The sequence below is a fragment of the Nocardioides piscis genome, assembly GCF_011300215.1.
Lineage (GTDB): Bacteria > Actinomycetota > Actinomycetes > Propionibacteriales > Nocardioidaceae > Nocardioides > Nocardioides piscis.
The window spans coordinates 2298819-2322669 of the sequence record NZ_CP049866.1 but is presented as its reverse complement, the minus strand read 5'-3'; the positions used below and the strand labels follow the sequence as shown (position 1 = coordinate 2322669).

The window sequence follows — 23851 nt, the reverse complement described above, 5'->3', positions numbered from 1 at the left end:
CGTGGTGAACTGGCGACGCCTCCCGGTGGTGCGCCACCCCTGCGCCGACCTGCTGATCGTTCAGCTCTTGGGAATCCTGGTCTACCCGTTCCTGGGCGACCAGCCGCTCGGTCGCGCGATCTTCTCGATCTTCGGCCTCTTCGTCCTGGTCCTGGCCGTGATGGCTGTGCGGATGACCCCCGCGCTGAACTGGATCTCGGCCATCCTCGGCCTGCCTGTCGTGGTGCTGACCCTCTGGGAGGCGATCTCGCCGGGGACCGAGACCGTGGTGCTGTGGTCCTCGGTCTTCCACGCGGCCTTCTACTTCTACACCGCGTTCGCGCTGCTGCGATACATGTTCGACGACCACGTCGTCACGACCGACGAGCTCTATGCCACCGGTGCCACGTTCACGGTCGTGGCGTGGGGCTTCGCCTACGTCTACCTCGCGGTGGCCATCGTGTGGCCGGACTCGTTCTCGGTCGTCCAGGACCCGCTCCACGCCAAGGCGTGGTTCGAGATGCTCTATCTGTCCGTCACCACGATGACGAGTCTCGGGATGTCCGACATCATCCCCATCCGGTCCCAGGCCCGCGCCGTCGGCATGCTCGAGCAGATCGCCGGGATGCTCTACATCGCCCTGGCCGTGGCGCGGATGATCGCCCTGACGGTCCCCCGGACGGCCGCGCGCGAGCAGCGCCAGCGCAAGTCGTCCGACTGATCGCACCCCGACCCTCGTGGCCTCAGCGCTGGGCCATTCGCTCCGCGATAGTCTCAGGCGTGTTCCACGTGATGTTCCTCGAACCCCGGATCCCCCCCAACACGGGCAATGCGATCCGAATGGTGGCAGGCACGGGAGCCACCCTCCACCTCGTCGAACCACTCGGTTTCGATCTCTCCGAACCGCAGCTGAGGCGTGCGGGCCTGGACTACCACGACCTGGCCTCGGTCGTGGTGCACCCCGATCTCGACACCGCGCTGGGCAGCCCGGCGTTGGCCGGTTCGAGGGTCTTCGCCTTCACGGCCCACGCCGAGCGCTGGTACATCGACATCGCGTTCAGGCCGGGCGACGTGTTGCTCTTCGGCCCTGAGCCGACCGGCCTGCCCGCCGACGTGCTGGGCGACGCCCGGGTCACCGAACGGCTCCGGATCCCGATGGTGCAGGGCCCCAGGTCGTTGAACCTGTCCAACTCTGCGGCCGTGGTGACCTACGAGGCGTGGCGCCAGGTCGGGTTCGCCGGCGCGCAGTAGGCCCCGGACACGGCACGGGGTCGAGTCAGTGGACGGGGCCCTATGCCGGGATCGCGACCAGGCCCATCTCCGAGACCGACGCCAGCGCGGCGTTGCGCGGCACGACCCGCACGGTGTAGCCGAACGCGCCCGACCGGTCGAGGGGCACGGAGACGTCGAACCGGTGGCGTCCGTCCTCATAGGACTCACTCACGTCCATCACCGAGGTCGCGGTGTCGAGCAGCTGGTCCTCCGGGCCCGCGCACCCGTGCACCACCTGCACCTCGACGTCGTCGACACCGAGCTCCCCGAGGGCGACGAAGGCGTGTACGTCGATGGTGGCACCGACCTCGGCGGCGTCACCCACGCCGGCCGACTCGACGTGCTCGACGCGGACACCCGACCACGCCGAGCGGACGCGCTGCTTCCACTCGGAGAGCTCGCGCGCTCCGGCGTAGTCGGAGTTGAGCGTCCGCGCCGTGCGCGCCGCCGGCGTGTAGAGCTCGCGGACGTAGTCGCGCACCTGCCGGGTGGCGAGCACCTTGGGGCCGAGCGACTTGAGGGTGTGGCGGACCATCTCCAGCCAGCGGGTGGGCACGCCGTCGGCGTCGACGTCGTAGAAGCGGGGGGCGACCTCGTTCTCGATCAGGTCGTAGAGCGCGTCGGCCTCGAGGTCGTCTCGGCGCTCGACGGAGTCGATCCCGTCGGCAGACGGGATCGCCCAGCCGTTGTTGCCGTCGAACCACTCGTCCCACCAGCCGTCGAGGATCGAGAGGTTCAGCCCGCCGTTCAGGGCTGCCTTCATGCCGGAGGTGCCGCACGCCTCGTAGGGCCGCAGCGGGTTGTTGAGCCAGACGTCGCAGCCGGGGTAGAGCGGCTGGGCCATCGCGATGTCGTAGTTGGGCAGATAGACGATCCGGCCGCGGAGCTCGGGGTCGTCGGCGAAGCGGACCATCTCCTGGATCAGCTTCTTGCCGCCGTCGTCGGCCGGGTGCGACTTGCCCGCGATGACCAGCTGGATCGGCCGGTCGGGGTCGAGGAGCAGCCGCTTGAGCCGCGCCGGGTCGCGCAGCATCAGCGTGAGCCGCTTGTAGGACGGCACCCGACGGGCGAACCCGATCGTCAACACGTCAGGGTCGAGGGCTGTCTCGGTCCAGGCCAGCTCTGCGCGCGCGAAGCCGCGCTCGGCCGACGACTTAGCCAGTCGGGTGCGAGCGTCCTCGACGAGCCGGGAGCGCAGCATCCGCTTGAGCTCCCACAGCCGCTTGTCGTCGATGCGGTCGACGAGCGGCCACAGCTCGTCGGTGTCGTCGCCGTCGACGTCGCCGCCGAGCTCGCGAGCCAGCTCGACCACCTCGCGGGCGATCCAGCTCGGACCGTGGACACCGTTGGTGATCGAGCCGATCGGCACCTCGGCCTCGTCGAAGGCCGGCCAGAGACCGTTGAACATCCCCGGCTGACGTGTCCGTGCAGCTGGGAGACGCCGTTGGCCCGCTGCGCCAGGCGGAAGCCCATGACGGCCATGTTGAAGACGCCCGGGTCACCGCCCTCGTAGTCCTCGGCCCCCAGCGCCAGGACGCGATCGGCGGGAACTCCTGGCGTCGGTGAGGCCTCGCCGCCGAAGTACTGCTGGACCAGGTCACGCGGGAACCGGTCGATGCCGGCGGGGACCGGGGTGTGGGTGGTGAAGACCGTGCCGGCGCGCGAGACCTCCAGGGCGGTGTCGAAGTCGAGACCGGGCCCGCCCTCGGCGACGGTGAGCTCGCGGATCCGCTCGATCCCCAGGAATCCGGCGTGGCCCTCGTTGGTGTGGAAGACCTCGGGGCGGGGGCGCCGGTGATCCTCGCGTGGACACGCAGCGCCCGCACCCCGCCCACCCCGAGGAGCAGCTCCTGGCGCAGGCGGTGCTCGGAGTTCCCGCCATACAGCCGGTCCGTCACGTCGCGGTAGTACTGCGGGTTCTCCTCGATGTCGGAGTCGAGGAGCAGCAGCGGGACGCGGCCCACGTCGGCGACGAAGATGCGGGCGAGCAGGTCTGGTCCGCCCGGCATGGCGATCGCGACAGTGGCGCGCGACCCGTCGGCCTCACGCAGGAGCTGGAGGGGGAGCTCGTCGGGATCGAGGACGGGATAGGTCTCCTGCTGCCAGCCGTCGCGCGACAGCGACTGCTTGAAGTAGCCGTGCCGATAGAACAGCCCGACCCCACGACCGGGATGCCGAGGTCGGACGCAGCCTTGAGGTGGTCGCCGGCGAGGATCCCCAGGCCGCCGGAGTACTGCGGCAGCACGGCGGTGATGCCGTACTCGGGAGAGAAGTAGGCGATGGACCTGGGAGCGTCGTCGCCCGCCCTGCGGGCGTGCCAGCGCTCGCCGGTCAGGTAGTGCTGGAGGGACTCCTCGGCCGTGCGGAGCTGCGCGAGGAACTCCTGGTCGCCCGCCAGCTCGTCGAGCCGTTGGCGACCGACCGCACCGAGCAGGGCGAGCGGGTCGTGCCCGACCTCGGTCCACACCCGCTGGTCGATGGCCGCGAAGACGTCCTGGGTCTCCGGGTGCCAGGACCACCGCAGGTTGCCGGCCAGGGCCGTGAGGCCCGACAAGGCGTCGGGGAGGACGGGACGGACGTTGATTCGTCGAATTGCTCGCACGTCTCCCGACGTTAGGGCATCAGTTTGATCGATCCAAGGCGTGGGCCACCACAAGCTCGATCGACGGCGCTCCCACGGCGGGCGCCACCCCATCCCTAGGGGGCCTCTGGGCGGCCCCGGCTTGCAACCGACCGGCCGAGTCGCAAGTGTGGACGCATGGTTGGTCGCATCCCTGTCATGGACGTCTCCCCCGTCGTCGACCTCGGCCGGCAGTCGGCGAAGGCGACGATCGGTGAGCCCATTCCCCTACGAGCCTCCGTCTTCCGCGAGGGCCACGACCAGCTCGGCGCCGAGGCGGTGCTCATCGACCCCGCCGGCGTACGTCGTCCCCCGGTGCGGATGTCGACCCGACCCGACGTGCCGGACCTCTACGAGGCCTGGGTGACCCCGGACGTCGAGGGCGCCTGGAGCTTCGAGATCCATGCCTGGTCCGACCCGCTGGCCACGTGGGCCCATGACGCCGGGATCAAGATCCCGGCGGGGGTCGACGTCGAGCTGATGTTCACCGAGGCGCGGCTGCTCCTCGACCGCGTTCGGGCCGGAGGCGGTCTCGACGCCGCGCAGCAACGCGTGATCGACGGGGCGGCAGCAGCCGCCGCCGACACCGACCGACCGGTGGAGGCGCGCCTGGCCGTGCTGCAGAGCCCGGAGCTCGAGGCGGTCATGACCAGCCACCCGCTGCGCGAGCTGCTGAGCGTCGAGGGCCCCTACCCGCTGTATGCCGACCGCGACCGCGCCCTGTTCGGCTCATGGTACGAGTTCTTCCCTCGCTCGGAAGGCGCGACCAGGGACGAGAAGACCGGCAAGGTCACGACCGGGACGTTCCAGACAGCGGCGAAGCGGCTGGACGCGGTGGCCGAGATGGGCTTCGACGTCATCTACCTGCCGCCCATCCACCCCATCGGCGAGGTCAACCGCAAGGGCCCCAACAACACCCTCACGCCCGGACCCGACGACCCCGGCTCGCCGTGGGCGATCGGCAGCAAGGACGGCGGCCACGACGCCATCCACCCCGATCTCGGCACCTTCGCCGACTTCGACGCCTTCGTCGCGCGGGCCAGGTCGCTCGACCTCGAGGTCGCCCTCGACCTCGCCCTGCAGGCCGCGCCCGACCACCCGTGGGTGACGAGTCACCCGCAGTTCTTCACCACCCGCGCCGACGGAACCATCGCCTACGCCGAGAACCCGCCGAAGAAGTATCAGGACATCTATCCGATCAACTTCGACAACGACGCTCCCGGCATCTGCCGCGAGGTGCTGCGGATCGTGCGCCACTGGATGTCGCACGGCGTGCGGATCTTCCGTGTGGACAACCCCCACACCAAGCCCCTCGCCTTCTGGGAGTGGTTGCTGAAGGAGGTCCGTCGCACCGACCCCGACGTGATCTTCCTGTCCGAGGCGTTCACCCGCCCGGCGATGATGCACGGCCTCGGCGCCATCGGCTATCACCAGAGCTACACCTACTTCACCTGGCGCACCACCAAGCAGGAGCTGGCGTCCTACTTCACCGAGCTGGCGACCGAGTCCGACCACCTGATGCGGCCCAACTTCTTCGTCAACACCCCCGACATCCTCCACGCCTACCTCCAGTACGGCGGTCCGGCGGCCTTCAAGATCCGGGCGGTCCTGGCGGCGTGCGGGTCCCCCAGCTGGGGCGTGTATGCCGGCTACGAGCTGTTCGAGCACGTGGCGGTCCGGCCCGGGTCGGAGGAATACCTCGACTCGGAGAAGTACCAGATCCGCATCCGTGACTGGGAGAAGGCGGACGCTGACGGTCGCACGCTGGCGCCGTACATCACCAGGTTGAACAGGCTCCGTCGCCAGCACCGGGCCCTGCAGCTGCTCCGCAACATCACCATCCACGAGACCGACGACGACAACGTCATCGCCTTCTCCAAGCGCGACGGCGACGGTCCGGACGCTGACACGGTGATCGTGGTGGTCAACCTCGACCCGCACGCCACGCGGGAGACCATGGTCCACCTCGACATGCCCGCCCTCGGTCTGGACTGGCACGACTCCTTCGTCGTCCACGACGAGATCACCGGCGACGACTGGAGCTGGAGCACCCACAGCTACGTTCGTCTCGACCCCGGCCACGAGCCCGCCCACGTCCTCACGGTCAGGAGCCCCCGTTGACGATCGACAACACCCAGCCCGAATGGTTCCGCACTGCCGTCTTCTACGAGGTCCTCGTCCGGTCCTTCCGTGACTCCAACGGCGACGGCACCGGAGACTTCAAGGGCCTGATCGAGAAGCTCGACTACCTGCAGTGGCTCGGCGTCGACTGCCTGTGGGTCCCGCCGTTCTTCACCTCGCCGCTGCGCGACGGCGGCTACGACGTCGCCGACTACAACGGCATCCTCCCCGAGTGCGGGACGACGGAGGACTTCCACGAGTTCCTCGACGAGTGCCACAAGCGCGACATCAGGGTGATCATCGACTTCGTCATGAACCACACCTCGGACGCCCACCCGTGGTTCCAGGCCAGTCGGGAGGACCCCGACGGCCCCTTCGGCGACTTCTACGTCTGGTCCGACACCGACGAGCTCTATGAAGAGGCCCGGGTCATCTTCGTCGACACCGAGCCGTCGAACTGGACGTGGGACCCGGTTCGTCAGCAGTACTTCTGGCACCGGTTCTTCCACCACCAGCCCGACCTCAACTTCGACAACCCCAAGGTCCACGACGCCATGCTGGAGGCGATGGCCTTCTGGCTCGACATGGGCCTGGACGGGTTCCGCCTCGACGCGGTGCCCTATCTCTACGAGCGTCCCGGCACCAACGGCGAGAACCTGCCCGAGACGCACGAGTTCCTGCGCAAGGTCCGCCGCTTCGTCGACGACAACTACCCCGGAAGGGTGTTGCTGTGCGAGGCCAACCAGTGGCCTGCTGATGTGGTGGAGTATTTCGGTGACCCGGCCGTCGGTGGCGACGAGTGCCACATGGCCTTCCACTTCCCCGTCATGCCGCGCATCTTCATGGCGGTGCGGCGCGAGTCGCGCTTCCCGATCTCGGAGATCATGGAGCAGACGCCGGCCATCCCCGAGGGCTGCCAGTGGGGCATCTTCCTGCGCAACCACGACGAGCTGACGCTCGAGATGGTCACCGACGAGGACCGCGACTACATGTGGGACGAGTACGCCCAGGACCCACGGATGAAGGCCAACATCGGCATCCGGCGCCGGCTCGCGCCGCTGCTCGACAACGACGTCAACCGGATGGAGCTGTTCACCGCACTGCTCCTCTCGCTACCGGGCTCGCCGGTCCTCTACTACGGCGACGAGATCGGGATGGGCGACAACATCTGGCTCGGCGACCGCGATGGCGTACGGACCCCGATGCAGTGGACGCCCGACCGCAACGCGGGCTTCTCCTCCGCCACTCCCGGGCGGCTGCACCTGCCTGCCATCCAGGACCCCGTCTACGGCTATCAGTCGGTCAACGTCGAGGCGCAGATGGAGAACTCCTCCTCGCTGCTGCACTGGACCCGCCGCCTCGTGCACGCGCGCCGGCGACACCCCGCCTTCGGCCTGGGCACCTTCACCGACCTCGGCGGCTCCAACCCGAGCGTCCTGTCCTACGTTCGCGAGCACGACCTCGGCGACGGCAACCGCGACGTCATCTTGTGCATCAACAACCTCTCGCGGTTCCCCCAGCCGATCGAGCTGGACCTGCGGCAGTGGGAGGGCATGGTTCCGATCGAGCTGATCGGAGGAGTGCCGTTCCCCGCCATCGGCGAGCTGCCCTACCTGATGACCCTGGGTGGTTACGGCTTCTACTGGCTGCGGCTCGTCGAGTCGCAGCGCGACGAGGAGGGTCACGCATGAACGACATGCACACCGGCCTGAAGCACTACATCGACAGCGCCCGCTGGTTCGGCGGCAAGGGTCGCGAGTGGACGCTCGGAGAGATCCGCCGGGTGGGCACGTTGCCGCACTCGACGCCCGAGCTCACCGCCGTGATCGAGCTGGTGGAGATCTCCTACGCCGACGGCGACCAGGAGCACTACCAGGTCCCGCTGGCCCTCTATCCCGACTCCCAGGAGCGCCTCGAGCACGCCTTCATCGGCATGCTCGACGAGCCGGGGCTCGGAGAGGTCCACGCCTACGACGCGCTGCACGACCGCGAGGCGATGTCGCTGTGGCTCCAGGCCTTCGCGGCCGCCGCGGACGGCAAGGTCACCGCCGACGATCTCGCCTTCCACCGGGTGGCCGGGCACGAGCTCGACACCGAGGCCCACTCCACGCTGTTCTCCGGCGAGCAGTCCAACTCCTCGGTCCTCTTCGGTGAGGACTCGCTGATGAAGGTCTTCCGCAAGGTCACGCCCGGCGTCAACCCGGACGTCTCGATCCACGAGGTCCTGACGCGCGCCGGCTCCGACCACGTGGCCGCGCTCTACGGCTGGCTCGACGTCGTCGACGAGGAGACCGACTCCACGATCCAGCTCGCCATGCTCCAGCAGTTCCTGCGCACCGCCACCGACGGTTGGGAGCTCGCCCTCGCGAGCGTGCGCGACCTGTTCTCCGAGGCCGACCTGCACGCCGAGGAGGTCGGCGGTGACTTCGCCGGCGAGGCGACCCGTCTGGGGCGGGCGCTGGCCGAGACCCACACCACGCTGGCCGAGCACTTCCCCGTCGACGTGCTGACGGGCGACGACGTGGCGGACCTGGCCGACGCGATGCGCGGGCGCCTCAGGGCTGCGATCGAGGTCGTGCCGGCGCTTGCCGAGCACGCCGACGCCCTGGAGCACACCTACGCCGCACTCGCCGGGCTCGACGAGCTCGAGGTCCAGCAGATCCACGGCGACCTCCACCTCGGCCAGACGCTGCGCACGGTCAGGGGCTGGAAGATCGTCGACTTCGAGGGCGAACCTGCCAAGCCGCTCGCCGAGCGCCTCCTGCCCGACTCGCCGTGGCGCGACGTGGCCGGGATGCTGCGCTCCCTCGACTACGCCCCCCGCGCGGTGATGATGACCGGCCAGGCGGCCGACGCGGTCCACGAGGACACACAGGAGCAGCTGGCCTATCGCGCCGCGGAGTGGTCTGCGCGCAACGGCGCGGCCTTCGTCACGGCGTATGCCGATGGCGAGCTCACCGACGCCCAGCAGACCCTGCTGGCGGCCTACACGGCCGACAAGGCCGTCTACGAGACGGTCTACGAGGCCCGCAACCGTCCGACGTGGGTCGACATCCCGCTGGAGGCCATCAGCCGGCTGGCCGACAACCGGACGGAGACGCCATGACCACCCCGACCACGAGCACCAGCCCGACCACGAGCACCACCCCGACCACGAGCACCAGCCCGACCGACGCCCTCGGCGCGCTCGACATCCACCTGATCCACGAAGGCCGGCACGAGGAGCTGTGGCGGGTCCTGGGCGCCCAGGTCGGCGAGGATGGCGTCACCTTCAGCGTCTGGGCTCCCAACGCGCTCGAGGTCCAGGTCACCGGGGACTGGTCCGGCTGGGACGGCTCGAAGCACCCGATGGCGCGGATCGAGGAGTCAGGGATCTGGAGCGTCGTCGTGCCCGAGGCGCAGGTCGGCTCGCACTACAAGTATCGCCTGCGTTGCGCCGACGGGGCCTGGGTCGACCGGGCCGACCCGATGGCGCGCTATGCCGAGAAGCCGCCGAGCTCGGCCTCGATCGTCTGGGACTCCACCTATGAGTGGAACGACGAGGAGTGGCTCGCCCAGCGGCAGCACAAGTCACCCGTCGACGAACCGATGGCGACCTACGAGCTGCACCTCGCCTCCTGGCGCAAGCACTACAGCGGCGACCTCTACGACTGGCACGAGATGGCCGACTCGCTCGTGCCCTACCTCACCGACCTGGGCTTCACCCACGTCGAGCTGATGCCGGTCATGCAGCACCCGTTCGGCGGCTCGTGGGGCTATCACGTGACGTCCTACTTCGCTCCCGACGCGCGCTTCGGCGACCCGGACGGCCTCAAGGTGCTGATCGACCGGCTCCACCAGGCCGGCATCGGGGTGATCCTCGACTGGGTGCCCGGTCACTTCGCGACCGACGAGTGGGCGCTGGCGCGCTTCGACGGCACGCCGCTCTACGAGGACCCCAATCCGCAGCGGGGGTGGCACAAGGAGTGGGGCTCCCACATCTTCAACTTCGGCCGCAACGAGGTGCGCAACTTCCTCTATGCCAACGCGGTCTACTGGCTCGAGGAGTTCCACGCCGACGGGCTGCGCGTGGACGGCGTCGCTTCGATGCTCTATCTCGACTACGGCCGCGAGCACGGCGAATGGGCGCCCAACAAGCACGGCGGGCGCGAGAACCTCGAGGCCGTCCAGTTCCTCCAGGAGATGAACGCCACCGTGCACAAGCGGGTGCCGGGCATCGTCACGGTCGCCGAGGAGTCCACCGCCTGGCCGGGGGTGACCGCTCCCACGTCGCAGGGCGGCCTCGGGTTCGACCTGAAGTGGAACATGGGCTGGATGCACGACTCCTTGGGCTATGCCGCCAAGGACCCCGTCTATCGCGCCCACCACCACGGGCAGATGACCTTCTCCCTCGTCTATGCCTTCACCGAGAACTACGTCCTGCCGATCAGCCACGACGAGGTCGTCCACGGCAAGGGCTCGTTGCTGCGCAAGATGCCGGGTGACCGCTGGCAGCAGCTCGCCAACCTGCGCGCCTACCTCGCCTTCATGTGGGCACACCCCGGAAAGCAGCTCTTGTTCATGGGTTGTGAGTTCGGCCAGGAGTCGGAGTGGGCGGAGTCCAGGGAGCTGGACTGGTGGCTGCTGGAGCACCCCGAGCACGCCGGCGTGCACGCGATGGTGCGCGACATGAACCACGCCTACACCACCTCGGGCGCCCTGTGGGCCCGGGACCGCGCGGACGACGGCTTCCAGTGGATCGACGCCAACGACGCCGGCCGCAACGTCTTCTCCTTCATCCGTCGCGCTCCTGGCGAGCCGGACGTCGTGTGCGTGGCCAACTTCGCCGCGACGCCGCACGAGGGCCTGCGACTGGGCCTGCCGACGGCGGGGACGTGGGAAGAAGTCCTCAACACCGACTCCGATGCCTACACCGGCTCCGGGGTCGGCAACCTGGGATCGGTGACGGCCGTCGAGGGCGCACACCACGGGCAGCCGGCGCATGCCGACATCGTCGTCCCGCCGCTGGCGACAGTGTGGTTCCGTCGCGTCGAGGAGTGAGCTGCCCGGTCCCGGGCACGGTGGTCTGGACCGCCTCCTGAACGCTCGCCGTGAGCGACCTGCTGTCGCATACTCGGTCGCGTGTGGGGGATCGTCCGGACAAGCGTCGCCGCGCTGGCGCTCGCCCTGATCGCCGGCGCGCTGGCCACCCACGGCGCGCCTCCCGTCTCCCAGGCTGCAGCCCGGGCCACCGTGGTCATCACCGCCGATGGCGGCAAGGCGAGGTTCACCCCGGCCACGGTGACGGCCCCGGGCGGCACGGTCACGGTCGTCAACCTGGACTCCATCGACCACACCGTCACCTCCAACGCGGTCGACGCCGAGGGCAGACCGCTCTTCGACGTACGCATCCCCGCTGGCGAGACGACAACCATCACGCAGACCGAGGCGCTGGCCAACGGCACCTATGCCTACTTCTGCAAGTTCCATCCGGGCATGCGCGGGACCTTGGTGGTCACGGGCTCCGAGGGCGAGGTGGAGCCACAGCGACCGGCGTTCGAGCAGCCTCTCGTGGTGCCTCGGGTCGTGCGCGGCCGCGACATCCGGCTCCCGATGACACCAGCCCGGGTCCGGGTGCTGCCGGACGGGCCGAGGACGCCGATGTGGACCTATGCCGGCTCCTGGCCCGGGCCGACGATCAGGCGGCCCGCCGGGGGCGACACCCGGGTCACGTTCGCCCACCGGCTGCCCCGGCGCGCGGGTTCGATGTCGGTCCACCTGCACGGCAGCCACCACGCGCCCAAGGACGACGGCCAGCCGACCACCCACCTGCTGCGTCCCGGCACCGAGCGGACCTACCGATACCCGCTCATGTTCGGCGACGACCCCGTGGCCGGCTCGTTCTTCTGGTACCACGACCACCGCATGGACAAGACCGCGCGGAACAACTGGCGTGGTCTTCAGGGCATGTTCGTCGTCGACGACCCGGCCGACGCGGAGCTCCGCCTACCGACGGGTGCGCGCGACATCCCGCTGATGATCAGCGACCGGTCGTTCCGCAGGGACAACCGGCTGACCGACCCCTTCGCCAGAGGTCCGCGGATGACCCACCACCACGGGCAGATGGCCTGGCTCGGAAGGGGCGCTCCGCCCGACGACCACTCGACGGGGACCCACGTGCTGGTCAACGGCCGCTACGCGCCCTACCACCGCGTCAGCGCGACCCGCCACCGGCTGCGCCTGTTGAACTCCTCGCCGTTCACCGCCTACAACTTCGAGCTCTCCGACGGTCGGCCGTTCGTCCAGATCGGCACCGGCAACGGCCTGCTCAAGAAGCCCGTGGTGCGCGACACGATCGTGCTCGGCCCGGCCCAGCGGGCCGACGTCATCGTCGACTTCCACGGTGAGTCAGGCAACAACGTGGTGCTGTCGTCGGTGCCGCGCGACGACGAGGGAGCCGCCGTCGGCACCGGCACCCGTGAAGCGGCGCTCATGGAGTTCCGTGTGGGACGCCGCGCTCCCGATCCCTCCCGACTGCCGAGCACCCTGCCGTCACCCCGGCTCGTCCGGGCGCCGGCGCGCGTCTCCAAGACCTGGCGCTTCGACCTCGGCGGCAACGACCGTCACGGCACCTTCTGGTCGATCAACGGCCGCTCGTTCGATCCCGGGCGCGCGGCCCACCGGCCACGGCTCGGGTCCGTCGAGAGGTGGCGCCTGAGGAACACCAGCGACATGACCCACTACGTCCACATCCACGCCGAGCAGTGGCGGACCGTGCTGCGCAACGGGCGTCGACCACCGCCCTGGGAGCGCGCCCTGGAGGACACCTGGCGCCTCGATCCCGGCGACGTCGTCGAGGTCGCTGCCCGGTTCAAGGACTACACCGGGCCGTTCATGATCCACTGCCACATGCTCGACCACGAGGACCACGGGATGATGGCCCGCTTCGACGTCGTCAGGCGGTGACCGTCTCCCCACTAGGGTGGCGCCGTGGCCGACCCGATCACTGTGTCCATCGTCGCGGAGGGCGTCGCACGTCTCGCGTGGACGCACGAGCACACGATCGACGACGTACGCCGCGAGGTGTCTGCGGCCCTGACCGTGCACGCGCGGGTGGAGACCCTGGTCGATCCCGGTGACACCGACGCCCAACGAACCGCCACGTGGTCGGGCCTGCACCGCGAGGGCATCATGCGGGGCGTCACCGTCAGCGGCGCGCCTGTCGACCGGATCGTCTATGCCCGCGTCGTGGGCGACACCCCCCTCGACGAGCCCGGTGGCTTCCGGGCGCTGCTCAACTCCTTCCTCCCCGCAAGCGCGCGATCGGCCAGATGCTGATCCGCGACAACGCGGGTCGCGTGCTGCTGTGCCGGCTGACCTACAAGCAGGACTGGGACCTGCCGGGCGGGGTGGTCGAGGTGGGCGAGTCGCCCCGGCTCGCGGTCGGCCGCGAGCTCGAGGAGGAGCTGGGTCTCGTGATCGAGCCCGGCGACCTGCTCCTCACTGACTGGCTCCCGCCCTGGGGCGGCTGGGACGACGCGGTCTGCCTGGTCTTCGACGGAGGCCGCCACGACGAGGCCATCCTGGCCGAGGTGGTCAAGCAGGAACGCGAGATCCGGGACGTCGCTTTCTGCACCCTCGAGCAGGTGCACGAGCGGGCCGCCGACTACACCGCCCGCCGGGTCGAGGCCGCGATCCGAGGCGACGACTACACGGAGTCCGGTCGACCGGCGTAGCGCTCCCCCGGACCGCCGTGGTCAGTCCCGCTGCCCGCGCCCACGGGCCGCGCGGCCCCACGACGCCCGCCACCCGGGACGGCCCTCCTGGTGCGGTGCCGGCGCCGCGAGGCGCTCGAGCACCGCACGAGCCAGCGCCTCCACGGAGTGGCGCTCGGCGATGGTTGCGGCCGCTTCCCGGCCCAGGCGGGCCCTCAGCTCGGCGTCCTCCAGCACCCGGCGCATAGCCGTCACCGCGTGCCCGCGCCGGGGCTCGGCCCACGACGCGCCCTCGGGGTAAGGCTCCGCGTCGGGAGGAACGGACACCATTCGGTGACGCAGCGGACGGCTGTTGGCCGGCGTCATGAACTCCATGTTGCCGGAGTAGCCCGTCGCGATGACCGGCTTGCCGATGGCCATCTCCTCAGCCATCGTGAAGCCGAAGCCCTCCGAGCGGTGGAGGCTGACGTAGCAGTCGGCCCTCCACATCAGGGCGTCGAGCTCGCCCCGGGAGAGATAGCGGTCGATCACGACGATGTCGGGGCGGTCGCGGATGGCGTACGCCAGGTGCTCCGCGTGGTCGGGTCGCTTCGCCCGGTTGATCGACTTGATGACGAGTCGGGCTTCACCGGGCGCGGGGAAGGCCTCCGTGTAGGCCGCCACCAGACCGAGGGGGTTCTTGCGCTGGAAGACGCTGAGGTAGTCGAAGACGAAGAGGTAGGTGAAGACGTCGCTGTCGCCCAGCTCGGGAACCACGACGTCGCTGCGCTCGGGTGAGTGGACCGGCAGCGGGAGCACGTGGACCGGCTTGTCGGTGGCAGCACGCAGCACGTCAGCGGTGAACGAGCTCGTCACCCAGATCTCGTCCAACGGCTCGATGGCAGGGTGCATGGACGCGGGGAAGTCGTCGAGCTCCCAGAACCAGAAGCCGATCACGCGCCGCCCGTCGGCGAACCCCGGACCGGCGTCCTCCCGCATGAAGGTCGGGAGCATGTCGGCGTTGATGCAGACCACCACGGTGTCGTGCCGGGCCCCGGCAGGCGCCGGCCGGTCCGTCCACTCGACGCCCAACCGGCTGGACGTGCGGGTGTAGGTGCGCGACGAGATGGGAAGGCCGGCCTTCTCGAGCCCGGAGACCAGCATCCGGGCGGCCTGCCCGATGCCGAGGTCGGCGCTGAGGAAGCCCACGACCTCCACGCCCGGCACGAGGGTCGGCGGAGCAGGAGCCGTGGAAACTGGACCCGCGTCGCGGGCAGGTCGAGCCAAGCGGTTGCCGGCCTCGACGACCCATCGGGGGATGCCGTCGGTCCTGATGCCGACGAGCTCGGTCCAGTCAAGATAGCCGGAGACGTCGCCGTCGCGCACGCCGGGATAGACCTGGTGCAGGTCCGGCCTGCGCCGGTAGAGCTCAGCCAGGTAGCGCCCGAGGTGCCGCACGCCGTCCACGTCCGGGTCCGGCTCGGTCAGCCAGTCGCGCAGCGCCGTGCCGCCCCGTCCCAGGTCCAGTCGCGTGCCGCCGCGCCGTCGGAGGGCGTCCACCTCATGTCGCACGAGGGTCTGCACCACGTCGTCGACGACCACCCCGTCGACGACGGAGAAGAGCTGGTCGTGGAGACCGTCGTCATGACCGGCGTCCACGAGGTCCCGCGCGTGCTCGTCCAGCAGCTCGCCCAGCACCCGGTCGCGGCTCACGAGGGTGCGCAGGTCCCGGGTCTGGCGGCCGTCCACCAGCCACGGACGTCGTGGGTCAAAGCCGGTCAGGTCCAGGAACGACACAACGTCCCCCTCCAACGTGACGACGCCGTCACGGCGCTCCAGCGGACGGTCCAGCAGCCGTGCCTGGGAGACGTTCCAGCCCGGGGGACGGACGTACCCCACCAGGTCAGGGAACATCGCCAGCGCCAGGTCCAGCCACGGAGTCGCCGGGTCGACGTCGACCCGCTCCGCCCACCAGCCCAGCACGGGGCCGGCCTCCGGCGCCACCAGGACGACGCCCGGGTCGACGACACCCTGCTGGGCGAGGACCGACTCGGAGGGCTGGAGCTCGTCGACGGGGATCGGCTCGACCAGCCGCGGGAGCAGGCCAACCCCGGACGGGACGTCATGGGGCTCCTCGAGGGGACCGACCGCGACGCGCGTCGGGTCGAGGCACAGCAGCACCTCGCCGCGCCCGAGCAGGTGTCGGACGAAGTGCGGCCGTAGGGTCCCCACCAGTCCGGCGAGGTCGCGCGTCAGACGCCAGCGCATCAGGGCGAGCGGGTCGATGCCGAGCTCCTCCGGCCCCACCACCTCGGCGCCGCTGATTTCCGGGGCCTCGGTCTCACCGTCACCGACGTGCAGCAGGGTCACCTGCGTCCCCGGGGCGTGCTGCGCGAGGTTCGCGACCAGGACCCGCGCCCCGGCGACGTCGCGCGCGGTGACGATGCTGCACACGCGCACCCCGGTCAGCTCCCGTCGCCCACGAGCACGGACCACGTCTCGGCGGCGTAGTCGTCCCAGGTGCGGCTCGGGCGGTTGCGCGCCTGCCTGACCAGGTCGGCCAGCAACGCCTCGTCGGTGAGCAGCCGGCGCATCGCGTCAGCAATCGCGTGGTCGTCGCGCGGGTCTACGGTCAGCGCCCCACCATCGGCCGCGATCTCGGCCATGCTGCCGAAGTTGGAGGTGATGACCGGCGTCCCCATCGCCAGGGACTCACCCACCGGCAGCCCGAACCCCTCGTTGAAGGACGGGAAGACCGTGAACCGCGCCAGCTCGTAGGCCGCCGCCAAGAACTCGTCGTCCACCCCGCTGAAGACGTCCACCGGACGCCGGACCGCCGCGAGCTGGGAGACCCGGCGACCGAAGTCCTCGCTACCCCACGCGCGCCCCCCGACGAAAACCAGCCGGAACTCTCGCCCTTCGCGCCACATCAGCTCGGCGGCGTGCAGGACCGCCAGGTGGTTCTTGCGGGGCTCGTGGCTGCCCACCACGAGGACGACCGGCAGCCGGGTGCCCAGCACGTGAGCGACCTCCGACCGGGTCGTCTCGTCGGCCCGGTCGATCGCCACGGGCAGGGACACCGTGTCCAGGCGCGGGCCTGTGCGACCGATGCTGTCGAGGGCCTTGGCCCACCCCCCGAACTCGGCGCCGGACGCTCCGGAGATCGGCGCGACGGCGGTGAAGCCCTGAAGTGCCGACAAGTAGCTGTAGTAGGTCTCGCTGCCGTGGTCGATGCGCGTCTCCCCCGAGGTCACCACAACGAGGTCGTAGCCGATGGCGGAGGTGCGGCAGCCGGACCAACGCGCCAGGGCCTGCATCGCCGCCGCCCGCGTGGTGCTGGTCGGCACCTCGGGGACGACAAAGGTGCACCGCCAGGGCACGACCAGCCGTGCGCCTGCGTCCGAGCCCTGGACACGCGCGCCCCCGGTCCCACCGGTCAAGTGGGCCAGCTCTCGCTCGGTCAGCTCGCGGGGAGCCGCCTCGTCGCTGGTCCAGACGACGGGTCGGGCAAGAGGGTGCTCCGCCACCCACCGCGCGACGGTCTCGCGGACGACCCGCTGGATGCCGGTCGTGTACGGCGTCTGCAGCGTCGTCGTCACGTCGAGAAGCACGTCGTCGGGATCGGCGAGGCTGACCTCCCTCCGCAGACTGGCCCGATCGGCTGCCCTCGCGAAGACGTCGCCGAGCGCTTCCCCAGCGTCGAATTCGGACGCCATCGCCACGGCACCGAGCACCGATTCGTCGGGCAGACGACCCGTCATCACGCTCAGGGCGATCCAGACGTGCGAGCGGTCGCCGGGGTCGAGGATACGGTGGACCATCGGTCCCACCGAGGCGAGGCTGAGCCCCTCCGGTGTCCCACGGTCGGTCCCACCCAGGCCCCGCACCAGCAGGGCGTACCTCTTGGCCCAGGTCCTCTCGGCGAGGTCCCTCAGCGACGGCTTCACGCCCGCACCCCCGTCGCCGGCGCGACCACGAAGTCCCACACGTCGGCTGCGTAGTCATCCCATCCGCGCACGGGCCGCTGGGCGATCTGGGCGGTGAGCTCGGCACGGAGCTCGGGGCGGGTAATCAGCTCCCGCATGCCGTCCGCCACCGAGGTCAGGCTCCGGGGGTCGACCGTGAGGCATCCCCCGTCCCGGGCTATCTCGGCCTGGCTGCCGATGTTGCTGGTCAGGACCGGGGCGCCGCACGACATCGCCTCCACGAGGGGCAGCCCGTATCCCTCGTGCAAGGAGATGAAGACGATGAGCGCCGCATCGGTGAAGGCCTGCCACATGACGTCGTCCGAGACCCATCCCAGGCGCTCGATCGGGAGACCCTCGGCCTGGATGGCGGTGACTGCGTCGAAGACGGCCTCTTGGCCGACGCCGGCACCACCGAGGAGCAGGACCTCGAAGTCGAGCCCCTCCTGCCACAGGCGGTGGGCGGCCTGGACGGCAGTGAGCACGTTCTTGTGGGCCTCCAGCCGGCCCGGCACGACCACGAGCGGTCGCTCGGTCGAGGACCGCGTGGGCGTCACCTGCGCGTGCCCGTCGATCTCGGTCGCCAGGGGGATGGCGCGGACCTCCGGCCCCGGCAGGCCCTGGGCCGCGAGCATGTCGACGAACCCCTGGAACTCGTTGGCCGCGGACTGGCTGATGGCCGCGACCCGCGTGGTGTGCTTGACCACGCTGAGGTAGCGCGTAAAGACCCCGGCCTCGCCGTGGGGTCGCAGGCTGGAGGACAGGATGGGGATGGTGTCGTAACCGATGGCGCAGGTGGTGTTCCCGGAGTAGGCGGACAGGCACAGGTTGACGGGCGATGAGTCCCAGTGCACGACCTCCGGGAACACCACGGTGGTGCGGAAGGGAACCACCAGGCGTCGTTCGTACGTCGTCCCGGACGTCGGGGCGAGCGCGGGGTCCTGGCCGTAGCGGTAGACGCGTGACTCCTCGGCCGGCGCGAGGTTGCGGAAGCCGGTGCGCTCGTCGATGTCGGCGACCGCGACGGCACCGTGCTCGTTGTGCCACCGCTGCGCCAGGGCGCGTGTGACGCGCTGGACGCCCGTGTGGTTGTCCTCGCGGGCACAGTAGTCCGCCGAGATGACCACCCGGTCGGTCACGACGTCCATCTCAAGGTCGGCACGGATGCTGGACGGGTCCTGGCGGGCCAGCTCGAGCACATGGGTCGTGAGAGCGACGGCACCCTCGAGCTCGAGCACCCGTGCCGCGGCCTCGACCTCGGTGGCGACCGGCAGTCGACCCAGCACGGCGACGAGGAACAGCCACATCTCCGGACCGGGCCTCACGGGTAGCACCGGGGTGATCGCGTCGATCAAGGACACGGCGCGCTCGGCCGGTGGTCCGAGCGGAGCGTCCCCGCAGCCGAGGTGCTGGGCGGCGACCTCGAGGCGCTGCGCGAGCGCTGCGACGACGGTCTCCGCCTGGACGCCGGGGATCACCGGCGGCGCCCCGACATCGTCCGCGCGACCTTGCCGACCAGGGTGGGCTTGACGGCTTCACCCTCGCCCGCCCGGGCGGCCTTCTTCAGCCGCTGGCGCAGCGCCTTGATCTGCGCTGCCTGCCGCGCCACCGTCTTCTCCGCGTCGGCCAGCGCCTCGGTGAGGCTCTTGACCTGGGCGCTGTACGCTTGGACGTCGGAGGTCGACACGATGCCGTTGGCCCACGTCGTCAGCGCCTTGGCCCGCCACTCGCCCAGCTCGATCGCGACCTCCTCCCAGCGCTTGGTCAGGTCCTCGTGCCGCGCGTCGACGTAGTGATCGGAAACCGCCGCGGCGTAGGACAGGCGGTCCGCGAGCGTGGCGGCGTGCTCCTCGGCGACGTAGAAGCAGGAGAGCCCATCGAAGAGGCAGAACTGGTAGCCGGCCGCCAGGACGCCTTCCTCCCACTGGTCGCGGGTGGAGCGCACGGAGTTGGGCTCGGTGGCCTCGATCACCAGCACCCAGGGGCGCCACACGCGCAGGTCAACTGTCGAGAGCACGTCGGCCTCGGCGCCCTCCACGTCGATCATGCAGAAGTGAACGTCGCCGGTGTCGAAGCCGTGCTCGGCGACCAGGTCGTCGAGCCGGGCTCCGCGGACGGTGATGTCCTCGGTGTGGTGACCGCCCTCCTCGTGACCGGCGCCGAAGCCGTCGACGGTGGTGGACAGCCCCGTCCCCTGGATGCGATGGAGCACGACCTGGTCACCGGTCCCGGTGACCGCGGCCTGGACCACGACGTCGCGCGGTCTTGCCGCTCGGTAGCGCTGGGCAAAGCTAGGCTCCGGCTCGACCTCCAGCCCGGACCAGCCGCGGTCGTAGAAGGCCTTGGAGATCGAGTCCTGCTCGGGGTCGTTGGCTCCGATCTCGACGTACCTGCCATTGCGGATGCCCTGCAGCGCCCGCCACAGGACTACGTCCTCTCGATTCTGTGCGTACGACACGAACCTTTCCTCGATCACGCGAGGGACTATAACGAGGAGCAAAGCTGCTGCTGACAACCCATCGCTTCGACGACGAGCACACCCGTCCTCCCCTTTCCGGCTCGCGTGGAGCAAGATGCCCTCGTGAACACTTGGGTATTCGACTTCGCCGACGGGGACAAGAGCAAGAAGGACCTGCTGGGTGGCAAGGGCGCCAACCTTGCGGAAATGGTCAACCTCGGCCTGCCCGTCCCCCCGGGCTTCACGATCACCACCGAGGCCTGTCGTGCCTACCTCGCCTCCGGCGCCGAGCCCGACGGGCTGCGCGACGAGGTGAGCGAGCACCTCGCGAAGCTCGAGCGCGACATGGGTCGAACCCTCGGCGACGCGGGAGACCCCCTGCTCGTCAGCGTCCGGTCGGGGGCGGCGTTCTCCATGCCCGGGATGATGGAGACCGTCCTCAACATCGGGCTCAACGACGAGTCCGTCGCCGGTCTGGCTGCCCAGAGCGAGGACGAGCGCTTCGCCCTCGACTCCTATCGCCGCCTCCTCCAGATGTATGGCGCCACGGTGCTCGGGATCGAGGGCCATCACTTCGCCGACGCGCTGGACGCGGCCAAGGACGCCAAGGGCGTGACCAACGACCTCGACCTCGACGTCGAGGACCTGCGGGCGCTCATCGGGACGTTCAAGGGCCTGATCCGCGAACACACCGGCAGCGACTTCCCCCAGGACCCGCGCGAGCAGATGGACGGGGCGATCAGGGCTGTCTTCGAGTCCTGGAACACCGACCGTGCCGTGCTCTACCGCCGTCAGGAGCAGATCCCCGAAGACCTCGGCACGGCCGTGAACATCCAGGCGATGGTGTTCGGCAACCGTGGCGCGACCAGCGGCTCGGGCGTCTGCTTCACCCGCGACCCGGCGTCCGGCGACCAGGGCATCTATGGCGACTACCTCCAGAACGCACAGGGTGAGGACGTCGTCGCCGGCATCCGCAACACCGTCTCCCTCGCCGACCTCGAGGACATCGACAAGAAGTCCTACGACGAGCTGGTCTCGATCATGAGCACGCTCGAGCAGCACTACCGCGACATGTGCGACATCGAGTTCACGATCGAGCGCGGCACGCTGTGGATGCTGCAGACCCGGGTCGGCAAGCGCACCCCGGAGGCAGCCTTCCGGATCGCCTGCCACATGGTCGACGAGGGCCTCATCGACCTCGACGAGGCGCTGCGCCGGGTCAACGGCGAGCAGCTCGCCAACCTGATGTTCCCCCGCTTCGACGACCACGCCGACAAGGACCTGCTGGCCGTGGGCATGAACGCCTCCCCCGGTGCCGCCGTCGGCCGTGCGGTCTTCGACTGGAAGACCGCGGTCGAGTGGGCGGAGAAGGGCGAGGACGTCATCCTGGTCCGCAAGGAGACGACCCCGAGGACCTGCACGGGATGATGGTCGCCAAGGGCGTCCTCACCAGTCGCGGCGGCAAGACGTCGCACGCGGCGGTCGTGGCTCGCGGCATGGGTCGCACCTGCGTCTGCGGCGCCGAGGCACTCGACGTCGACACGCGCGCCGGCCAGTTCACCGTCCGCGACGGCAAGACCATCAGCGAGGGCGACGTCATCTCCATCGACGGCTCCACCGGCGAGGTCTTCGACGGCGAGGTCCCGGTCGTCGACTCCTACGTCGTGCGCCACTTCGAGGGCGAGGACGTCGACCAGCCGCTCGTCGAGGCGGTCGCGCGGCTCATGGAGCACGCCGACTCCCAGCGGACCCTGCGCGTGCGCACCAACGCCGACACGGCCTCGGACGCCGCGCGGGCTCGTCGCTTCGGCGCCCAGGGAATCGGCCTGTGCCGCACCGAGCACATGTTCCTCGGCGAGCGTCGCCAGCTGGTCGAGGACCTGATCGTCGCCGAGGGTGACGAGGGGCAGGAGGCCGCACTGGCGGCACTGCTGCCGATGCAACGCCAGGACTTCCTCGAGATCTTCGAGGCGATGGACGGGTTGCCGGTCACCATCCGGCTGATCGACCCGCCGCTGCACGAGTTCCTCCCCGACCTGACCGACCTCTCGGTCTCGATGGCTGTGGCGGACCTCCGCGGCCACCGCAAGAAGCGCGAGCGCAAGCTGCTCGCCGCCGTACAACGCCTGCACGAGTCCAACCCGATGCTGGGCCTGCGCGGTGTCCGGCTCGGCATCGTCATCCCCGGCCTGTTCACCATGCAGGCGCGCGCGATCCTGGAGGCGGCTGCTGAGTGGATCCGTGGCGGCGGTCAGTCGGAGCCCGAGATCATGATCCCGCTGGTGGCCAGCGTGCGGGAGCTCGACCTGGTCAAGGCCCGGATCGTGCAGATCGCCCGCGAAGTCGAGGCGGAGCTGGGCGTGGAGATCCCCCACAAGATCGGCACCATGATCGAGCTGCCGCGGGCCGCCATGACAGCCGGCGAGATCGCCGGGTCGGCCGAGTTCTTCTCGTTCGGCACCAACGACCTCACCCAGATGACGTGGGGCTTCTCCCGCGACGACGTCGAGGCATCGTTCTTCAGCACCTATCTCGAGCAGGGCGTCTTCCCCGTCTCCCCGTTCGAGTCCCTCGACATCGACGGCGTCGGTGCGCTCGTGCGCCGCGCGGCGACCGCCGGCCGGGAGGCGAACCCCGAGCTCCACCTCGGGGTGTGCGGTGAGCACGGCGGTGACCCGGCCTCGATCCACTTCTTCCACGAGGTCGGACTCGACTACGTCTCCTGTTCTCCGTTCCGGGTGCCGGTCGCCCGGTTGGAGGCTGGCCGGGCGGCGCTCAGCTGAGCGCGGCCTCCTCGATCACCTCGGCCTCGGCCGGAGCGGGGCGACGCCGGATGCCGCCCGCCGGCCGCAGTGCGATCAGGACCCCGACCAGGAGCAGCACCCCGCCGCCCGCCTCGGCAGCGTTGGGACGCTGGTCCAGGAGTGCCCATGCCGACGCCATCGCCACCACGGGCGCCAGCAGGATCCACGGCACGACAGCACTGGAGGGCCAGCGGGCGAGCAGCCCGTTGAAGATGCCGTAGCCCACGAGCGAGGCGAGACCTGCGGTGTAGGCGGTCGACACCGCCGCCTGCCAGGAGAAGCCCGCCAGCGCAGACGCCACGACCGTCGGCCCGTCGACCAGGAGCGACAGGACGACCATCGGGACGGGCACGACGAGCGCCGACCACACCGTCAGCGACAACCCGCCCGACACGCGCGCGGCCCGCGCCACGACGTTGCCGATCCCCCACGAGAGAGCACCGAGCAGGCACAGCCCCAAGGCGACCGCCGGGACGTGGCCTCCCCTGCCCGTCCCGACGACGACCAGGCCGACCACGCCCAGCACCACGCCCGCCACCTGCGCCGCCGTCGGCACCTCGCGCAGCACCCCGGCCGCGATCACGATCGTGAAGACGACCTGGGCCTGGAGGACCAGCGCTGCCAGCCCGGGTGGCATCCCGGCCGCCATCGACAGGTAGAGGAAGCCGAACTGGCCCAGCGACATGAAGCAGCCGACACCCACGATGGTGCGCCAGGGGGCCCGGGGGCGGGCGATGAAGTAGATCGCCGGCACCATCACCGCGGTGAACCGGATCGCGACGAAGAGCAGCGGCGGGACGTCGGCCATCCCCCAGTCGATCACCACGAAGTTGAAGCCCCAGATGGCGGCGACCAGGGCGGCCAGCGCGGAGTCACGAACGTTCACGCCGAAGAGTCTGCGGGGGTCAACCCTGAAGCACCAGCGAATCCTCGTACCCATGATCAGGTAGCGTCACTAC

General features: G+C 70.1%; 16 protein-coding genes and 2 pseudogenes. 11 read left to right on the top strand and 7 right to left on the bottom strand.

Going from position 1 to position 23851, the window contains the following annotated elements:
- Position 1: 1 nt before the first annotated feature.
- Positions 2-700 carry an ion channel gene (locus G7071_RS11415; protein WP_246209963.1) on the top strand — a complete coding sequence of 233 codons (699 nt, stop codon included), beginning with the start codon at positions 2-4 and terminating at the stop codon, positions 698-700.
- 59 nt (positions 701-759) lie between these two features.
- Positions 760-1230, top strand: coding sequence for a tRNA (cytidine(34)-2'-O)-methyltransferase (locus G7071_RS11410; RefSeq protein WP_166318742.1), 471 nt, complete (start codon positions 760-762; stop codon positions 1228-1230).
- Positions 1231-1270: 40 nt separating this feature from the next.
- Here G7071_RS11410 and glgP read toward each other — a convergent pair whose 3' ends face one another.
- The gene (gene glgP / locus G7071_RS19850) at positions 1271-2659 is read right to left on the bottom strand and encodes an alpha-glucan family phosphorylase (protein ID WP_343043485.1); all 1389 of its coding nucleotides are present in this window, start codon (positions 2657-2659) and stop codon (positions 1271-1273) included.
- A 397-nt stretch (positions 2660-3056) separates the two neighbouring features.
- On the opposite strand from glgP, the gene G7071_RS19845 reads away from it, so the two are divergent.
- Positions 3057-3527 carry a hypothetical protein gene (locus G7071_RS19845; protein ID WP_343043574.1) on the top strand — a complete coding sequence of 157 codons (471 nt, stop codon included), beginning with the start codon at positions 3057-3059 and terminating at the stop codon, positions 3525-3527.
- Positions 3528-3550: 23 nt separating this feature from the next.
- Here the strand turns inward: G7071_RS19845 and G7071_RS19840 are convergent.
- A pseudogene (locus tag G7071_RS19840) lies at positions 3551-3946 on the bottom strand (DUF3417 domain-containing protein); the annotation flags it as partial.
- Between the two features lie 84 nt (positions 3947-4030).
- Here G7071_RS19840 and G7071_RS11400 point away from each other — a divergent pair.
- The 7 genes from G7071_RS11400 to G7071_RS19280 all read left to right on the top strand — a co-directional run bounded on the left by G7071_RS11400 (position 4031) and on the right by G7071_RS19280 (position 13707).
- Complete coding sequence (locus tag G7071_RS11400; RefSeq protein WP_246209962.1) at positions 4031-5992, top strand: alpha-1,4-glucan--maltose-1-phosphate maltosyltransferase; 1962 nt, start codon at positions 4031-4033, stop codon at positions 5990-5992.
- Entirely contained in the window at positions 5989-7683 is a 1695-nt protein-coding gene (treS, locus tag G7071_RS11395; RefSeq protein WP_246209961.1) for a maltose alpha-D-glucosyltransferase, read from the top strand. The genes G7071_RS11400 and treS overlap by 4 nt, the downstream gene beginning before the upstream one ends.
- Positions 7680-9098 carry a maltokinase N-terminal cap-like domain-containing protein gene (locus G7071_RS11390; protein WP_166318736.1) on the top strand — a complete coding sequence of 473 codons (1419 nt, stop codon included), beginning with the start codon at positions 7680-7682 and terminating at the stop codon, positions 9096-9098. The genes treS and G7071_RS11390 overlap by 4 nt, the downstream gene beginning before the upstream one ends.
- Positions 9095-11032, top strand: a complete 1938-nt coding sequence (gene glgB, locus G7071_RS11385) for a 1,4-alpha-glucan branching protein GlgB (protein ID WP_166318733.1) — start codon at positions 9095-9097, stop codon at positions 11030-11032. Before G7071_RS11390 ends, glgB begins: the two co-directional genes overlap by 4 nt.
- A gap of 81 nt (positions 11033-11113) precedes the next feature.
- Positions 11114-12937: a multicopper oxidase domain-containing protein gene (locus tag G7071_RS11380; RefSeq protein WP_166318730.1), complete on the top strand. Its 1824-nt coding sequence runs from the start codon at positions 11114-11116 to the stop codon at positions 12935-12937.
- A 24-nt stretch (positions 12938-12961) separates the two neighbouring features.
- Positions 12962-13309 carry a hypothetical protein gene (locus G7071_RS19285; protein WP_246209960.1) on the top strand — a complete coding sequence of 116 codons (348 nt, stop codon included), beginning with the start codon at positions 12962-12964 and terminating at the stop codon, positions 13307-13309.
- A complete protein-coding gene (locus tag G7071_RS19280; RefSeq protein ID WP_246209959.1) occupies positions 13303-13707 on the top strand; it encodes an NUDIX domain-containing protein in 405 nt (134 codons plus the stop codon). Before G7071_RS19285 ends, G7071_RS19280 begins: the two co-directional genes overlap by 7 nt.
- A 21-nt stretch (positions 13708-13728) precedes the next feature.
- On the opposite strand, the gene G7071_RS11370 is transcribed toward G7071_RS19280, so the two are convergent.
- Genes G7071_RS11370 through G7071_RS11355 form a run of 4 tightly spaced genes read right to left on the bottom strand, consistent with a single transcriptional unit; the run spans position 13729 to position 20106 of the window.
- On the bottom strand, positions 13729-16161 hold the full coding sequence (locus tag G7071_RS11370) for a glycosyltransferase family 4 protein (protein ID WP_166318726.1): 2433 nt from the start codon (positions 16159-16161) through the stop codon (positions 13729-13731).
- Positions 16131-17612 carry a glycosyltransferase family 4 protein gene (locus G7071_RS11365; RefSeq protein ID WP_166318723.1) on the bottom strand — a complete coding sequence of 494 codons (1482 nt, stop codon included), beginning with the start codon at positions 17610-17612 and terminating at the stop codon, positions 16131-16133. Before G7071_RS11365 ends, G7071_RS11370 begins: the two co-directional genes overlap by 31 nt.
- Positions 17609-19108, bottom strand: coding sequence for a glycosyltransferase (locus tag G7071_RS11360; protein ID WP_166318720.1), 1500 nt, complete (start codon positions 19106-19108; stop codon positions 17609-17611). Before G7071_RS11360 ends, G7071_RS11365 begins: the two co-directional genes overlap by 4 nt.
- Positions 19105-20106, bottom strand: a complete 1002-nt coding sequence (locus G7071_RS11355) for an FkbM family methyltransferase (protein WP_166318717.1) — start codon at positions 20104-20106, stop codon at positions 19105-19107. The genes G7071_RS11360 and G7071_RS11355 overlap by 4 nt, the downstream gene beginning before the upstream one ends.
- Before the next feature lie 105 nt (positions 20107-20211).
- Between G7071_RS11355 and ppdK the strand changes: the two are divergent.
- Positions 20212-22871: pseudogene (gene ppdK, locus G7071_RS11350) on the top strand (pyruvate, phosphate dikinase).
- Here the strand turns inward: ppdK and G7071_RS11345 are convergent.
- A complete protein-coding gene (locus G7071_RS11345) occupies positions 22864-23778 on the bottom strand; it encodes an EamA family transporter (protein WP_166318714.1) in 915 nt (304 codons plus the stop codon). The pseudogene ppdK and the gene G7071_RS11345 overlap by 8 nt on opposite strands.
- Between the last annotated feature and the right edge of the window lie 73 nt (positions 23779-23851).

Bases quoted from the DNA above. Each gene is read 5' to 3' on its own strand.
- glgP (WP_343043485.1), bottom strand. From the start codon at position 2,659: ATGTTCAACGGTCTCTGGCCGGCCTTCGACGAGGCCGAGGTGCCGATC.
- G7071_RS11400 (WP_246209962.1), top strand. From the start codon at position 4,031: ATGGACGTCTCCCCCGTCGTCGACCTCGGCCGGCAGTCGGCGAAGGCG.
- G7071_RS11390 (WP_166318736.1), top strand. From the start codon at position 7,680: ATGAACGACATGCACACCGGCCTGAAGCACTACATCGACAGCGCCCGC.
- glgB (WP_166318733.1), top strand. From the start codon at position 9,095: ATGACCACCCCGACCACGAGCACCAGCCCGACCACGAGCACCACCCCG.
- G7071_RS19280 (WP_246209959.1), top strand. From the start codon at position 13,303: ATGCTGATCCGCGACAACGCGGGTCGCGTGCTGCTGTGCCGGCTGACC.